Raw genomic sequence first — 16,180 nt, 5'->3', positions numbered from 1 at the left:
TGATATGCATACTCTTACCAAACTTGCCAGTGCCCTGATTCTAGGGAGTTCATTGGTCGGCTGTGCGGCCGTGGTGAAAACGCCGTATGAACAACCTGCTGTACAGGTACCTAATAACTTTCAAAACAGTAAAGCTGTAAGTCAGCAAATTCATGCTGATATTCTCGCAGATCAATGGTGGACTCTATTTAAAGATCCCCAATTAAATAGTCTGGTGAATGACGTACTGGCAGCCAATAGTGATCTGGCCGTGGCCGGGATCAATTTGCAGCAAGCCCGTATTCAAGCCAGACAGACACAAAGCCAGCAAGGTGTACGTATCAGTGATGCTGGTTTAACCACACGTAGAAGCTTTGATCTGGAAGATGGCAGCAGTTCATCCGGTTTTGGGGTTAATTTCCCTGGCTTAAGCTATGAACTGGATCTGTTCGGTAAACTGGCCAATCAGACTGAAGCAGCGCGTTGGGAGGCCCTGGCATCTGAAGAGGACTTACAGGCGACTGCACAAAGTCTGATTGGTACGACTGCTCAACTGTACTGGCAGCTGGGTTATCTAAATGAACGTTATAGCGTGGTTCAACAAAACCTGGCGACTGCACAGCGTACGTATGATCTGGTCAATGTCCAGTATCGTGCCGGTGCAGTGTCTGGTCTCGATCTGACTCAAGCTGAACAGGCCATTCAAAGCCAGCAAGCGACCTTAAGCCAAATTGAACAGCAGCGTGTGGAAACACGTACGGCACTGGCAGTACTCATGAATATGCCTGTGCAACAGCTTTCGATTCAGGAACCTCAACGTTTACCGAATATTGCCTTACCGTCGATTGAAGCTGGCTTGCCTGCTAGCCTTCTCTCCCGCCGTCCTGACTTGAGAGCCACTGAACTGCGTTTGCGTAAAGCCTTGGCCAACAAGGATGCCAACAAGGCCAGTTATTATCCTTCGATCAGCCTGACTGGCAGCCTAAGTACTGGCGTAGGCACCAGTTCATCATTGTCAGATGCACTTAAAAATCCGGTGGCGACCTTAGGCGCAGGACTCAGCCTGCCATTCCTGCAATGGAATGATATGAAACGTGATTTACAGGTGAATGAACTGGAATACGAAAAGGCAATTATCCAGTATCGTCAGACCATGTACGAAGCTTTTGCCGATGTAGAGAATGCCCTGTCTAATCGCACTGAACTCACCAAACAGGTTGCGTTACAACAACGTAATGTTGAACTGGCTGAACGTACAGAACGTTTGACTGAAGTGCGTTATCGTAATGGTGCAGTGGCATTAAAAAATCTGCTGGATGCACAAGAGACTACACGTAATGCCCGTCTGTCTTTGGTGCAAACCCGACAAAGCCAATACAATGCTTATGTGACCCTAATGCAAGCTTTGGGGGGTAGCCCGATCAAGCAACTGCCTTAAGCAATACATTTAACTCAATAAAAAACCGCTGTTAGTCAGCGGCTTTTTTTGAAGTTTACATATGCAGATAAGCATTTACATTGTTGAGCTGTTCAATAGAAGGCTCATGTCCTAACAGACTGCCTTTTTCCAGCCATTGACGGGCAATTGCAATATCACGTTCTACACCAATGCCTTTGGTATATAAGCACCCCAGATGACTATAAGCATCGGCATTCACCTGCGCAGCCGCTTTACGATAGCACTGGATTGCCTGATCCAAATTGGCTTCAATACCAATTCCTTGTTCCAAAGCTTCACCTAAAGCATTTAGTGCGAGACCATTATGCTGGCTCGCAGCCTGTTGCAGATACTTCAGTCCTAAAGCCGTATCTTGCTCCACCTTCTTGCCCTTTAAATGCATCATGCCCAATTCGGCCTGTGCTTGTGCATTTCCCAATTGAGCTGCCTGATGCAGATAACGTTTGGCCTGTTCCTCATTCACTGCAAAGACTGGATAAAAATCACTATAAGCCTGATACAAATACCAGGCAGCCTTACTTGAACCTTTCGCCACCGCCTGATTCAAATATTGAATTGCTTTTTCTCGTGTCGGTAGTGGATATTCAGGCAAGCCATAAAAACGTCCCACTATATAAATCAGATCAGCTTCAGACTGTGCTGCAAGTTGCTCTTGCTGTGCGATTGCCTGAATCATTTGGGTAGCTTTAGTCGTATCTTTGGCTACCCCCACTCCGTTTAAATAGCAGAGTGCCCGACCCATATGACTAAATCGATGACCAGGATCGCTTTGCAAGGCATGTTGATAGAGTTCAAATGCTTTCTCCGGTTCATGTGCGACCAGATAGGATTCAAAATATAGTGCGGCAATCAGACTCAAGGCCTGAGGATGCTGAGTTTGTGCTGCTTCAGACCAGTAACGAAATGCCATGGTTTCATTTTTTTGCACATACCAACCATGAAAATAGGCCAGACCGATCAGAGTTTTGGCCTGTGCATCTTTATGTTCTTTGGACTGCTGTAATAGATGCTGAAACACCCGTTGACGTTGATCAGGATCAATAGTGCCGAGTAACACGCCAGCATAGTAATCATATAAACCACTCTGATCACCNNATAGGCTTCGGCAATATCCTGATTGGCCGCCAAGTGATCCTGCTGTGCTGCCAGAAACAGATAATGGATCCCCAAACTTAAATCTTGCGCTGCACCATCTGCCAAATAATATTGGGCTAACTGATACTGTGAATTGGCATGTCCCTGCTCGGCATTTCGAATTAACAGTTGCAGACGTTGCTGTTCTGCAGTGTCATGATCAGATTCGGACAGCTCAGTGATGCGATACTGCGCATCCAGATGACCGCGCGCGACCGCATACCGATACCAGTACAAGGCTTTTTCAGGATTATTTAATTGGTATTGATGACCATCATAGATCTGACCTAAATGATAGGCTGCATCTTCCCCACCTAAACTATAAGCTTTTTCAAGAAAGCTAATCGCTTTTTCCGTGCTCTGCTCACGCCCCTGTCCGTTTAAATGCATCAAGGCCATACCCACATAAGCCTGTGGCAATTCCTGCTGCTGGGCCAGCCCCTGATAAATTTGATAGGCGCGTTCATAATCCGGATAATGTGGATCCGTACTTAGACGGGTTGCATATTTCAATTGAGCATCAATCTGCTCAATCCATAGATCATGATGCACGGCTTTGGCCTGATCACGTTTCACCGGATCAGGACGTTTCCACATCCAGATTGCTAAAGCCCCAATCCCCAAAACCAGCACTAGCAAAAACCACATAGCTGCTCCAAAACCAAAAGATTGTTTTTGTTATATGTATAAAAATTCATTTTAAACTTAGCATAAAAAAAAGCACAAATTGTGTGCTTTTTTTGTTGACTCAATTAGGCTTTCAGTCTTTTGCTATCAAGCTTTTTCAATACTTCCGATACCGCAACCATGGCGAAGCTAGAAGTCACTACCACTGCAGAACCATAACCACCACAGCGCAAGCCTGCGCTTGCACAAACATCTGCACTCGAGAATGGATTATCGATAGAGTAGACGCAAGTGATCCCAAATTTTTCTTTTGGCTTTTTACAGATGCCTTTAGCACGTAATTGCGCACGTAATTTTGCAAGCATTGGATCCTGTTCGGTTCTGGATAAATCGGCTACCCGGATTTTTAACGGATCCAGTTTACCGCCTGCTCCACCGGATACAATCAATGGAATCTTGTTAAAACGGCAATGCAGCATCAAGGCAAACTTTGCTTTGACGTCATCGATACAGTCCAGAATGATGTCAGGATTTCCTGACAGAATTTCTTTCACATTTTCTGGCGTCAGATAATCATCAATCAGATTGATTTTAATTCGAGGATTAATCGAGCGGCAGCGTTCTGCCATGATCTCGATTTTTTCACATCCCAGTGTTGCGGTCATGGCTGGTAACTGACGGTTAATATTCGATGCTGCGACCACATCCATATCGACCAGTGTGAGCTCGCCAATCCCGGTACGTGCCAGTGCTTCGACTGCCCATGAACCAACACCACCAATTCCGATCACCATCACATGACTGTTTTCATAATGATGAAAGCTATCGTCACCATAAATTTTGGCTACACCCGCAAAGCGGCGGTCATACTCATCATCTTGAAGCAGATCAGTCATAGGTCATCAATAGCAAGAAAAACACCAGAGTATTTTAGCAAAATCATGGGCACTTTACTGCCACTAAAATCCAGATACAAAATCAGTCAAAAAAGCCTTCTTGCGCCATCGCTAAAACACGTAAAATCGATCAAATTACAACCATAATAAACTTCACAATATTTCAATTAGGATTACCTTAAAGGGAGTCAGATCAGCATGCTATTTAACGCCCTTTTTGCCCTGATGGTTTTACTGTTCCTGCTCTATCTTTACGGTTTAACCTTTAAAAAGCAGAAAAACTATTATCTTAGTATCATGATCCGTATCCTGACTTTGGGATTATTTGCCTTGATTATTTTGGATCAATATGAAACCCAGACCCATCTTGCTCTGGTGCTTCTGACCTGGGTACTGTTTGAGAGTAGTGAAAACTTTTATCGCAAGAAACTTTCTGCGAGCAAATAAAAAAGAGGCTTTCGCCTCTTTTTCACTGTTCGGATTATTTATTCATAATGAAGAAATATTCACGATAATATTTCAGTTCAGCAATCGAATCACGAATGTCATCCATGGCTAGATGCGAAGCATTTTTCTTCAGGCCACTCATGATTTCAGGACGCCAGCGTTTTGCCAACTCTTTTACTGAAGATACGTCCAGATTACGGTAATGGAAATACTGTTCCAGTTCAGGCATTAAACGGTGCAGAAAGCGACGATCCTGACAGATCGAGTTACCACACATAGGCGATACTTTTGGATTCACCCATTTTTTCAGGAATTCAATGGTTTCACGTTCTGCATCCTGAGCAGTCAATTTACTGCGGCGTACGCGCTCAATCAGGCCAGACTGACCATGCTGGCGAGTATTCCACTCGTCCATCGCATTCAGGATACGGTCAGATTGATGCACAGCTAGCACGGGCCCTTCGGCAAGAATATTTAGGTTATCGTCCGTTACAATCGTGGCAACTTCAATAATCTGGTCATTGTCTGTATCCAGACCTGTCATTTCCAGGTCAATCCAAATCAGGCGGCTATCCGGGGTGCTGCTCATAAATGTGCAATCTTATTAGGCTATAAAACATTTATAGTAGCAAATTTATTACGTCGATGCTGTAACTGACACCTCGCTTCATGCTATTTTTGCCATCTCGCTCCCATGGTTTTTTAGGATTTGAATGGCTTTAATACGTAAACGTCGTTTAACTGAACAACAACAACGTCGTATTCAAAAACAGCATAAAACGCGTCAGGAAGAGATCGATACCTCTCAAGACCTGGAAGGGCTGGTCGTGCAGCATTATGGCCGCCAGCTTGAAGTCCAGGCCTTGTCCGTACCTGAACAGCATCCTGAAAAACCGGTCGTGGCTGAAGGCGAACCTGAGCCCTTCTGGAAGCCGATTGAACTGGGTAGTGTCTGGCGCTGCCATACCCGAACCAACCTGGAATTGCTGGTAACAGGCGACCGAGTCAGATGGCAGGCTGATCCAAATACCGGACTCGGCATTATTACGGCGATTCATCCGCGCACTTCTTTGCTGACCCGTCCTGACCGTTACCACAAGGTTAAACCGGTTGCCGCCAATATTTCCCTGATTGTGATTGTGTTTGCACCATTGCCTGAGCCAGCCCCGGGTTTGATTGACCGTTATCTGGTGGCTTGTGCAGATGCAGAGATTCCAGCACTTTTAGTGCTCAATAAATCAGATTTGCTTAAGGAAAATGATCCGATTCTGGATTTGCTTAAAGAATATAAAGATTTGGGTTATGAAGTCATGCAAACCCAGTCCGATGGCGATCTGACAGAACTGTCCGCTCGTCTGAATGAGGAAACTGTAGCGTTTGTCGGTCAGTCTGGTGTGGGTAAAAGTACGCTGATTAATGCGATCGTTCCGGATGCTGCACAGAAAACCAATGTCATTTCTGAAAACTCAGCACTGGGGCAACATACCACGACCTCCACACGTCTGATTTCCTTTGGTAATGACGCTGCTCTCATCGACTCACCGGGAATCCGTGAATTTGGTCTCTGGCATCTGACCTTGGACAAAGTCCAAAGCGGTTTTCCGGAAATTGAAAACCTGCTCGGTCACTGCCAGTTCCGTAACTGCACACATAAACATGAAAAGCAGTGTGCCTTACGTCAGGCAGCCTCGACAGGGGAAATTTTGCCGCGCCGACTAGACAGCTATTTACGTTTAATTGACGAAATTAACGAAGCGCAGCAAAAAAATTAATTTTCTTAAGGCTTAGCCCTTGAAGCGGTGATTTTGATCACCATATTTATGAGCTATACTCTTGGCAATTTTAAAATTGTAATTAGGTGAATTGTGGAACGTTGGTTCGAGTTTATGGGGAATCACCCCTTCTTGTTTGGAACACTCGCGGTACTCGTGGTTGTATTCTTCATCATCGAAGGTCAACGTAATGGTCGCAAAATCTCTCCGCAATCGCTGGGAATTTTAGTTAAAGCAAAAAATGCCATGCTGATTGATTTACGTGATGCCAAAGACTTCCGTGAAGGTCACATTAGTGGTAGCCGTAACATTCCATATAGCCAAATTACAAAACACGTTGATGAGTTAAAAGCATCTGATCGCCCGTTGGTGTTCATTTGTAATCTTGGGCAAGTTGCAGGTTCTGCGCTTCAACAGGTAGGTCATGCAGATGCCTACCGTCTGGATGGCGGCATTACAAACTGGAAAGCTCAAGGTTTACCTTTGGTGAAAAGCAAATAATCTGCGAACAGGAGATTGATCATGGCTGAAGTTACTATCTATTCGACGACAGTATGTCCGTATTGTATCCGTGCAAAACAGCTCCTTGAGCGCAAAGGTGTTGCATTTAAAGAAATTAATTTATCCAATGAAGCCCCTGAAGTACGTCTTGAATTGATGCAACGCACCAATCATCGTACCGTGCCACAGATTTTTATTAATGAACAATTTATCGGTGGTTTTGATCAACTTTATGCCCTAGAGCGTGAAGGCAAACTAGACGAATTATTGGCTTAATCTACTAAAACCTACCTCATATCAAGGATTAAAGAATGAGTGAAGAACAACAAGCTCAACCACAATTGGCATTAGAGCGTATTTACACTAAAGATATTTCTTTTGAAGTTCCTGGGGCACAAGTTTTTACCAAGCAATGGCAACCTGAGTTAAACATCAACCTTTCTTCTTCTGCAGAAAAAATTGATCCGACTCATTTTGAAGTGGCTTTAAAAGTTGTGGTTCAAGCGACCAATGAAGGTGATACAGCGTTTATCGTTGACGTGACTCAAGCAGGGATTTTCCTGATTGATGGCGTTGAAGAAGAGCGTCTGCCATACATTCTTGGTGCTTACTGCCCGAACATCCTGTTCCCGTTCCTTCGTGAAGCGGTGAATGATATGGTGACTAAAGGCAGCTTCCCGCAATTACTGCTTACACCAATCAACTTCGATGCTGAATTTGAAGCGAACATGCAACGTGCGCAAGCTGCTGCTGTTGAAGGTCAAGCTTAATCACTTGATCTTGAAGTTAAAAAAGGCCGCAATAGCGGTCTTTTTTATGGCTTATTTAAAGGCTTGATGCCCCTGCTTTTTAATCTGATCCATTTTCACTGTGAGAGTTTGGGCTTTGGTTAGCTGATTGGCTGCAACAAATTGTTCAGCTTGTTTAATCTCTTTCAATAAGTCAGTTAACAATCCCTGATAAGCCGTAACTTTCGCATCTTTGGATTTTAGCTTTTGCAGACCTGAGGGTAAATTTTTCTGGCAAACTTCCACAGATTTTTGCATACCTTGCAATGCTGCCCGCGCCTCTTTGCTATCTTTGGCAGATTTGAAATTTTTTAAATGATGGTCAATTTCATGCATATTGTCATGATAGTGATTTTCTTCTGCCATGCTCGACGTGGTGATCCCCACTGTGCCCATCACAAAAATCATGCTGATTAAAAAATTTTTAAACATCCTTATTATCCTGTATTGTTTTTATATTAAACATCTTAGTGGGAAAGTCCTGAAAGATAAATTATTTTGATCCGAATTCTTGTATCCCTTGTCATCAGACTTACATCATTAACAATTAAAGTTAAAAATAAAAACCCCTCAATAATGAGGGGTTTTCTTTGCTGAAAATTGATCTTTTAAAAAGACTTATTCTGCATCCAGCATCAGTTCAGCACTCATGCCTACTGTGTTATAACCCGCATCGACATACATGATTTCACCAGTGATCCCGTTTGCCCATGGTGAGCACAGGAACAAGGCTGCATTACCGACATCTTCAATGGTCACATTGCGTTTTAGTGGAGCCACTTTTTCATTCAAATCCAGCATTTTACGGAATGATTTAATGCCAGACGCCGCCAATGTACGGATTGGACCTGCTGAGATCGCATTCACACGGATACCTTCTGCACCCAGGCTAGATGCCAGGTAACGTACACCTGCTTCTAAAGAGGCCTTCGCCAGACCCATCACGTTGTAGTTTGGCATCACACGCTCAGAACCTTGATAAGTCAGCGTTAACAGGCAGCCTTGACGTACAGCCAGTAATGGCTTCGCAGCACGTGCCATCGCGATAAAGCTGTACGCACTGATGTCATGGGCAATCTTGAAACCTTCACGGTCGGTTACATCAGTAAAGTCACCATCTAGGGTATGTGCTGGCGCAAAACCGATTGAATGTACGACGCCATCCAGACCATCCCAGTGTTTTGCCAGTTCTGCAAATGCATTGTCAATTTCTGCATCTACTGCCACATCACAAGGAAAAACCAATTCAGAACCGAATTGTGCAGCAAAATCATCTACACGTTTTTTCAGCTTTTCATTTGGATAAGTAAAAGCGAGTTCTGCACCTTCACGATGTAATGCCTGAGCAATACCAAAAGCAATTGATAATTTACTTGCAATACCTGCGATCAAGAAGCGCTTACCCGCCAATAGTCCTTGTGCCATGTGAATCTCACTCAAAATAATTTATATGCATGATGCCAAGTCTAAAGCATTTTAGAAATTGCATAATGCGCCTTTTTTCACTGGATCATAAATTGGAATCCAGTTTCCGACCGATGTAGGGTTTTATCTTAAATCGCCAGATGTAAAGCCTGATGGGTATTTTTCCAGAGCTGCTGTGCTAGTTCATCTTGATCCATGTGCAGACTCTTGGCCAGGCCTTGCAGGACATAAGGCAGATTGGCAGGCGTATTGCGAGTTCGCTGCTCAGTAGAATGCTGGCAACATAAAGGCGTCATGTCCGGACAATCGGTTTCAAGCACCAGATATTCCGGCCCTACCTGTTGTACCACCTGATGCAGTTTTTTAGCATTCGGATTGGTGATTTGTCCTGTTATTCCAAGCTTGAAGCCCAGCTTGATAAAGGCTTTGGCTTCTTCAATCCCGCCACCAAAGGCATGGGCAATACCGCCCTGTTTAAACTGATGCTGTTTTAGAATCTGTAAAACATCGGCATGAGATTTACGGATATGCAGTAACACAGGTTTATCAAACTGCTGCGCCAGTTCCAGCTGTGCAGCAAAAAAATCTTTCTGTTTCTGAAAAAGTTCCGGCTGTTTATGCCGTTTATCGAAAGTATCCAGACCAATTTCACCAATGGCAATACAAGGCTCTGTGCTTAATAACTGCTCCAGATCCTGTAAATGCTCAGGTTGATGCTGCTCAATATAAAATGGATGCAGGCCGGGTGCCAGATGACTTTGAGGCGCATTGTCTAACTGATTAATAAAATGATGCGTCTGCAATAAATCCTTAAACCGGCTCTGTAAAAAACCAATTAAGACCAGATGCTCCACCCCTGCTGCTTTGGATGCATAAGCCAGCTGTTCCCGATCATGATCGAAATCGGGAACATCAAAATGGGTATGGGTATCAAATAACGAAACCATCAGCGTGCTTTGGCAGGAGTTGCAGGCTCGGCTTCTGAAGCAGCGTTCTCTGTTTGAGGCAGATATTCAGGTTTCAGAATGCCATTCAGCTGTTCATAAGGAATGACCAGACGTGGCAAACCCACCACATAAGGACCAATCTCATATTCGGCATATTGCAGCGCCAGTCCCTGTTTAGACAGGTAAAAATTATCTGTCAGCTTAAATTTCCAGGCCTGTTCATATTCAGCTACATCATTGGCCAGTTTGGATTCCATCACCCAGATTTTAAAAGCCTCATAAGCTTTGGCTTCGAGCTGAGCCTTTTGTTTAGGCAGAATGATATCATCCAGCTTAATCAGCTTTTTCTGCTCAAGATCAAAATTGTAGTAGGTTTGAGCAGAAGCGCCATGCGCACCACCGAGATAATGGGTACTGTTTAAGACCACAGTCGCGAGTGGATCACCAGATTGTAGAATTCTCGGTTTGATCATCAAGCTGATACTATGGCTGGCACTGAGTGCTTTCAACTCCTTATCCAGATTCAGGAAAGTCTGCATATGCGGCTGAATCTGCTGTTCAAGCTGCTGTTTTGGAGTTTTGACATTGGCTAATGCAGTTTTTGGTTCGGAAGCAGCGGCTTCAGCTTCACTTGCTGCAGATGCTTTCGCCGGTTCAATCGCATCAATAGACAAAATGCCCTGTAGCTGCTGCAGAATCTGCTGATCTATCCATTCATCGATAAATGGCTGATTGCTTTTCAATCTCTCGATAGAAATCTCAGGACAGTTTTTTCCTTCACATTCAGGCAAGGCCAGTTTCAGCTTCTCAGTATCACCACTCAGCTTCAGCACTTCAGGCTGAGCCTGTACCACTTCAGGCGCAGCAGGCTCTTTCGGCTCTTTTTCCTTAGGCTGGCAGGCACTCAGCAAAACCGCTGATGCCAATACTGACAGACATAAAACATTCTTATAATTTGACATGCATTAACCTTTGTTCAACATCATTATTTATCCTTGCAGGACCTACCTGTTAGAACATATTCTGATAAATATCCACTTTCAAGACTTGTTGTGTTTGTTCTTTGGTTAAATAGATGTCCAGTTGTTTGGCATCTTTGCTAATTTCCTGACTACGATAATGTAAGCCAATTCCTTCCTGATCGAAGAACCAGTCCGCCTGCCCCCAGTACAGTTTTTTTGGTGCTTTCTGCTGGACTTCTGCATTATTGTCCTTTAACCATTTTTGGTAAGCCTGCTGCACAATCTGATCCATCTGCAATTGCTGCTCAGGATTGATAATATCTAGCGGACTGAGTATTTTTTGCTGCACACGGTCAGCCACAAAGAAATAATAGCGTTCATTGACGCGGATATTTTCCTGAGTGCTGTCTACCCCAATTTGCATTAACACAAATTGATTGCGCTGATAAGGAATACGGGTATACAGCGATAACTCATAGGCTTTATTCAGTTTGAGCTGGGCTTGCCAGGCATCTGATTTTTTTACATACGCATTAACCGCCTGCTGCAGACTCATATCCTGCTTTAGGCCAATCTGATCCTGAATGACTTTTGCTTGCTGCTTTTCAATAGACTGGTTTAGCCAGGAATCAGCTGTCTTTAAGGTTTGAATATCCAGATTAATACAGTTTTTAGTTTCACAAAATGGCAAAGCAATATCGGCCGATTTCTCCTGGATATTCAGATAAGGCAAAACTTTGGCTTTTTCTTCAGGGGTGACTGCTGCAGATTTTTTCTGTTCCGTCACTGGCTGTTCTTTTTCATTTTTATCACATGCACCAAGTAACAAACTGCAGCCAATGACTGAACCGAGCAGGATTTCCTTACTAAACTTCATGATTTTTTAGAGATATAAGTAATGAGTCGTCTAAATGTAGCACAAAATAAAACAGCTTCCGGAGAAGCTGTTTAACATTTTCCAAGCCTGAAGGCTTAGTGTTCGCGTGTGTTACGGAATACGATATCCGGATAACGTTCCTGCATCAGCTGTAAGTTCACTCGGCTTGGTGCAAGATAAGTCAAATGACCACCACCATCAACAGATAACTGGTCATGGGCTTTTTTCTTGAATTCATTAAATTTCTTCTCATCTTCGCAAGATACCCAACGTACTGTATTGATGCTCACCGGCTCATAAATACAGTCCACCTTGTACTCTTCTTTCAGACGATACGCCACCACTTCGAACTGCAGCACACCCACAGCACCAACAATCAGGTCATTGCTGTTTTGTGGCATGAAGACCTGAGTTGCACCTTCTTCAGACAGCTCTTTCAGACCTTTTTGCAGCTGTTTTGACTTCAACGGATCTTTCAGACGGACACGGCGGAACATTTCCGGTGCAAAGTGCGGAATACCGGTAAATTGCAGTTTTTCACCTGAAGTGAAAGTATCACCGATCTGGATGGTACCGTGGTTATGCAGACCGATAATATCACCCGGCCATGCTTCTTCCAGATGCTGACGGTCACCAGCCAGGAAGGTCAAGGCATCGCTAATGCGGATATCTTTATCGATACGCACATGCTTCATTTTCATGCCTTTTTCATACTTACCTGAACAGATTCGCATGAAAGCGATACGGTCACGGTGTTTCGGGTCCATATTGGCCTGAATCTTGAAGATAAAGCCTGTAAAACCTTCTTCATCTGCCTCTACTTTACGGTCTTGAGTTGGATGCGCTTTGGGAGGCGGTGCATATTCGCTAAATGTATCCAGAACATGGTCGACACCGAAGTTACCTAAAGCTGTACCGAACAGCACTGGAGTTTGACGGCCTGCCAGGAATTCTTCACGATCTAATGGCTCATTGGCCATTTGTACCAGTTCCAATGATTCTTCAAATGCCGCCCAAGCCAGCTCACCGACTTTTTCACGTAAATCAGCATGGTCATAGCCATCACGAACTTCGATATCAGTAATCACTGAACCAAAACCGGCTTTATAGACATAGAACTTTTCTTCGAGCAGATTATAGACACCAGCGAAGTCACGTCCTGTACCGAGTGGCCAGGTAATCGGGACACATTTAATTTTCAGGACATTTTCGATCTCATCCAGCAGCTCTAAAGGCTCACGGATTTCACGGTCCATTTTGTTGACGAAAGAAATGATAGGAGTGTCACGCATACGACACACTTCCATCAATTTGATGGTACGTTCCTCGACACCTTTTGCACCGTCAATCACCATCAGCGCTGAGTCTACCGCAGTGAGGGTACGGTAAGTATCTTCCGAGAAATCTTCATGCCCCGGGGTATCCAGCAGGTTAATCATCTTGTCCTTGAACGGGAACTGCATGACGGACGTGGTGATCGAAATCCCACGCTCTTTTTCCATTTCCATCCAGTCAGAAGTGGCTGCACGATCCGATTTACGGCTTTTCACCATACCTGCAACCTGAATGGCCTGACCCCATAACAGCAGTTTTTCTGTCATGGTGGTTTTACCGGCATCGGGGTGGGAAATAATGGCGAATGTACGTCGCTGAGCGACCTGCGCCGCTAACTCATCTTTAAAACTCATGGAAAATACCTACTGCAGAACCGCAGTGCTCAAGATCAAATACGATCAATATGAAAAAATTGACGATATTGTAGCAGATTTCTAGAGCCAATAAGCAGCCCTATAAACTGGAGAAATCGTAGTTTCCCATTCTCTTTTCCGGTTGAACTGATATTTTTTTGACTCGTTTATTTAGCAGATTGAATTCACTACTCAATCTAAAAATTATAAATCGATAACCACATAAATTTTATAATTTACAATTGATTAGTTTAATAAAAAAAAATTCTAAATAGTGATTTAATGAATTTAAGAAACAAAGGTCCTAGCTTCAAGTTGCTCAACATCCATCGGTTTACCCAGCAGATAGCCCTGCATCTGCTGACAGCCCAAACGGGTCAAAATTTCCGCTTGCTGCACAGTTTCAATTCCTTCAGCCTTTACTTTCAGGCCGAGTTTAATGGCCAGCTGAATAATACTTTCCAGAATCATTTCTTCCTTGGAACCTGCACTCAGACCCTGAATAAATTCCTTGTCAACTTTTAACTCATCGACAGGCAGGTTTTTTAAATACAGAAAGCTGGAATGCCCAGTACCAAAATCATCAATCGCTAGCTGGATGCCCATTTGACGCAACTGCTGCAAAGTCCGGATACTCGAATCAATATGATGCATGGCAGTCGATTCAGTAATCTCAATCATCAAATGTTGAGGATCAATTTTATATTGATTCAGAAGTTGCTCCAGCGTACTGATCAGATGCTTATGCTCAAACTGAATTGCAGATAAATTGACTCCGATCGGGAAAAAATCAGCATGATCAGCTTCCCAAAGCTGAATCTGTTTACAGGCCTGCTCCAAAGCCCAGTAGCCCATCGGAATAATCAGACCGGTTTTTTCTGCTCCGGGAATAAACATGTTCGGACCCAACAAACCATGCAATGGGTGCTTCCAGCGGATTAGCGCTTCTACACCACAGATCTGCTCATCATGGGTAAATTTTGGCTGATAAACCAAGATAAATTGCTGCTCTTCTACTGCTTTATACAGATCATTGATCAGTTTGCTCTGGCTTTTGCTTTCATGCTGATCGGTCGAGAAATTAAAAACAGAATAGGTATTCCGTCCCTGATACTTGGAAGTCAACATGGCGGCATCTGCATTGATCAGCAGATCCTGCAGATTCTGACCATGCTTCGGATACATGGTGATCCCGATACTGCCCGAGATATTAATGGTCTTGCCACTGATCTGGAAACTTTCCTGAATCAGTTCCAGAATCTTTTCTGATATTTTCGAGGCCTGTTCTACTGAAGTATTTTCTAGCACCAGCAGAAATTCATCACCACCGATGCACAGCAGTTTGGAATCATCTCCCAGAATTTGATGAATACGATAAGCCAGCTGAATCAGTAGCTGGTCTCCAACGTGATGGCCAAATACATCATTCACGGCTTTAAAGCGATCTAGGTCAATGTATAGAAAAGCGATTTCATGCTGGGCATCTTGCTGCCGGTCAGAAAATAGCAATTGTGCATATTTGACCAGATATAATCGGTTTGGCAGTTTGGTGAGATTATCCTGAATCGCCTGATTCGCCAGCTCTTTATTGGCCAGCATCAGCTGACGGTTACGTGATTCAAAGCGTAACTCCAGCATGGCTACACCAAATGCAGTCACCAGTACCAGACAACTAATCAGTATGACTGAAAATAACAAGTCATAATGGGAATGACTGATCTGGCTCAATGGATGGGCATCTTCATAAAAACTGAGTGCCGCCATACCCGTATAATGCATCCCGACAATGGTCAACGTAAGCATACTCGCGACCACGAGCTTCATCCGGATCGTACTTTGTACTGCCTGTCGATATTTGAATGCCACCCAGAAGCTGAGTCCCGCTCCACTCGTTGCAATCAGGATCGAACAGATCATTAATAAAGGGTGATAGGTAGTCACATGATTTTTAACATTCAGGCCCAGCATCCCCACATAGTACATTCCTGACATGCCTAGCCCCATCAGAACAGCACCTAGAATCAGACGGGCACAAGGCAAGGTTTTACGGGTGGTGAGCCAGATGGCAAAGGTTGCTCCTACAAACCCAATCATATAAGAACTTAAGGTGAGTGCAGTATCGATATCATAAGCATCAGGAAAATGAGCTGCCGTCATGCCGACATAATGCATTCCCCAGATCGCCAGTCCCAGCAAGCCACCGCTAAACAGTAAAATAAGGGTTTTCAACCTTAGCGACACATTACGAAATAGAATCTGCTCAAGCGTAAGCGTCAAATAGCAGGCAATAAATGCCACAGCCATCGATCCAATAAGCAGACTGACATCATGATGAGCATGAATCATATAAAATGTTCCATCTGGGCGATCATTTTTATTTTATTGCGCAGCTGTATTCGCACGATTCCCCGCTAAATTTACGCCCTATAAAAAATAAAATACTCTTTTCAGAGTTCATCCCGGCTGCTTCAAACTTGAAGCTATATACAAAATTTATTGCAATATTTTTATCTCTTCAGTAGCTGGAGTGGAGTTTAAAATTGCCCTGAATCGATAAAATAAAAAATTCAGCTTATATATTAGAAGTCTTTGAGATTTTATCAATTGATTAACTTTAATATTCCAGCTTTTTTATTCGACATAAATCACAAATTTTTCTTTTTTATTTAGTTACATAG

General features: G+C 43.7%; 15 protein-coding genes and 1 pseudogene. 6 read left to right on the top strand and 10 right to left on the bottom strand.

Annotated features, from left to right (window positions below; translation table 11 throughout):
- The first annotated feature begins 4 nt into the window (after positions 1–4).
- Positions 5–1,417: an efflux transporter outer membrane subunit gene (locus B3J29_RS12195; RefSeq protein ID WP_005232159.1), complete on the top strand. Its 1,413-nt coding sequence runs from the start codon at positions 5–7 to the stop codon at positions 1,415–1,417.
- Positions 1,418–1,472: 55 nt separating this feature from the next.
- Here B3J29_RS12195 and B3J29_RS12190 read toward each other — a convergent pair.
- Together B3J29_RS12190 and B3J29_RS12185 are read right to left on the bottom strand one after the other, a co-directional pair.
- Positions 1,473–3,220 (bottom strand): annotated as a pseudogene (locus B3J29_RS12190) (tetratricopeptide repeat protein).
- A gap of 104 nt (positions 3,221–3,324) precedes the next feature.
- Positions 3,325–4,095 carry a tRNA threonylcarbamoyladenosine dehydratase gene (locus B3J29_RS12185; protein WP_005232164.1) on the bottom strand — a complete coding sequence of 257 codons (771 nt, stop codon included), beginning with the start codon at positions 4,093–4,095 and terminating at the stop codon, positions 3,325–3,327.
- Positions 4,096–4,293: 198 nt separating this feature from the next.
- On the opposite strand from B3J29_RS12185, the gene B3J29_RS12180 reads away from it, so the two are divergent.
- On the top strand, positions 4,294–4,542 hold the full coding sequence (locus tag B3J29_RS12180; RefSeq protein ID WP_005232166.1) for a hypothetical protein: 249 nt from the start codon (positions 4,294–4,296) through the stop codon (positions 4,540–4,542).
- Between the two features lie 34 nt (positions 4,543–4,576).
- Here the strand turns inward: B3J29_RS12180 and orn are convergent, their stop codons facing one another.
- A complete protein-coding gene (gene orn, locus B3J29_RS12175; protein ID WP_004782074.1) occupies positions 4,577–5,131 on the bottom strand; it encodes an oligoribonuclease in 555 nt (184 codons plus the stop codon).
- A gap of 124 nt (positions 5,132–5,255) precedes the next feature.
- Between orn and rsgA the strand changes: the two genes are divergently transcribed.
- From rsgA to secB, 4 genes are all read left to right on the top strand, one after another.
- Positions 5,256–6,314: a ribosome small subunit-dependent GTPase A gene (gene rsgA, locus B3J29_RS12170; protein WP_208461894.1), complete on the top strand. Its 1,059-nt coding sequence runs from the start codon at positions 5,256–5,258 to the stop codon at positions 6,312–6,314.
- Positions 6,315–6,407: 93 nt separating this feature from the next.
- Positions 6,408–6,815: a rhodanese-like domain-containing protein gene (locus B3J29_RS12165; RefSeq protein ID WP_005232169.1), complete on the top strand. Its 408-nt coding sequence runs from the start codon at positions 6,408–6,410 to the stop codon at positions 6,813–6,815.
- A 21-nt stretch (positions 6,816–6,836) separates the two neighbouring features.
- Positions 6,837–7,091, top strand: coding sequence for a glutaredoxin 3 (gene grxC / locus B3J29_RS12160; RefSeq protein WP_004782071.1), 255 nt, complete (start codon positions 6,837–6,839; stop codon positions 7,089–7,091).
- A gap of 35 nt (positions 7,092–7,126) precedes the next feature.
- Complete coding sequence (secB, locus tag B3J29_RS12155) at positions 7,127–7,585, top strand: protein-export chaperone SecB (protein WP_004782070.1); 459 nt, start codon at positions 7,127–7,129, stop codon at positions 7,583–7,585.
- A 51-nt stretch (positions 7,586–7,636) separates the two neighbouring features.
- Here secB and B3J29_RS12150 read toward each other — a convergent pair whose 3' ends face one another.
- The 7 genes from B3J29_RS12150 to B3J29_RS12120 form a co-directional block, all read right to left on the bottom strand.
- Positions 7,637–8,035, bottom strand: a complete 399-nt coding sequence (locus B3J29_RS12150) for a cytochrome b562 (RefSeq protein ID WP_208461887.1) — start codon at positions 8,033–8,035, stop codon at positions 7,637–7,639.
- 186 nt (positions 8,036–8,221) lie between these two features.
- A complete protein-coding gene (locus B3J29_RS12145; protein WP_005232173.1) occupies positions 8,222–9,028 on the bottom strand; it encodes an enoyl-ACP reductase FabI in 807 nt (268 codons plus the stop codon).
- Between the two features lie 128 nt (positions 9,029–9,156).
- The gene (locus B3J29_RS12140) at positions 9,157–9,978 is read right to left on the bottom strand and encodes a TatD family hydrolase (RefSeq protein WP_034169895.1); all 822 of its coding nucleotides are present in this window, start codon (positions 9,976–9,978) and stop codon (positions 9,157–9,159) included.
- Positions 9,975–10,937 (bottom strand): RsiV family protein, encoded by a 963-nt coding sequence (locus B3J29_RS12135; protein WP_005232176.1) that lies wholly within the window; start codon positions 10,935–10,937, stop codon positions 9,975–9,977. Before B3J29_RS12135 ends, B3J29_RS12140 begins: the two co-directional genes overlap by 4 nt.
- A 49-nt stretch (positions 10,938–10,986) precedes the next feature.
- Positions 10,987–11,814, bottom strand: a complete 828-nt coding sequence (locus B3J29_RS12130; RefSeq protein ID WP_005232178.1) for a hypothetical protein — start codon at positions 11,812–11,814, stop codon at positions 10,987–10,989.
- A 95-nt stretch (positions 11,815–11,909) separates the two neighbouring features.
- On the bottom strand, positions 11,910–13,502 hold the full coding sequence (locus tag B3J29_RS12125) for a peptide chain release factor 3 (RefSeq protein WP_034703223.1): 1,593 nt from the start codon (positions 13,500–13,502) through the stop codon (positions 11,910–11,912).
- 288 nt (positions 13,503–13,790) lie between these two features.
- The gene (locus B3J29_RS12120; RefSeq protein WP_005232194.1) at positions 13,791–15,848 is read right to left on the bottom strand and encodes a bifunctional diguanylate cyclase/phosphodiesterase; all 2,058 of its coding nucleotides are present in this window, start codon (positions 15,846–15,848) and stop codon (positions 13,791–13,793) included.
- Between the last annotated feature and the right edge of the window lie 332 nt (positions 15,849–16,180).

Source organism: Acinetobacter sp. UBA5984, assembly GCF_002429925.1.
Classification (GTDB): Bacteria; Pseudomonadota; Gammaproteobacteria; order Pseudomonadales; family Moraxellaceae; genus Acinetobacter; species Acinetobacter variabilis.
Note: the sequence above shows the minus strand (reverse complement) of the source record. Positions and strands in the feature narration are given on the sequence as shown.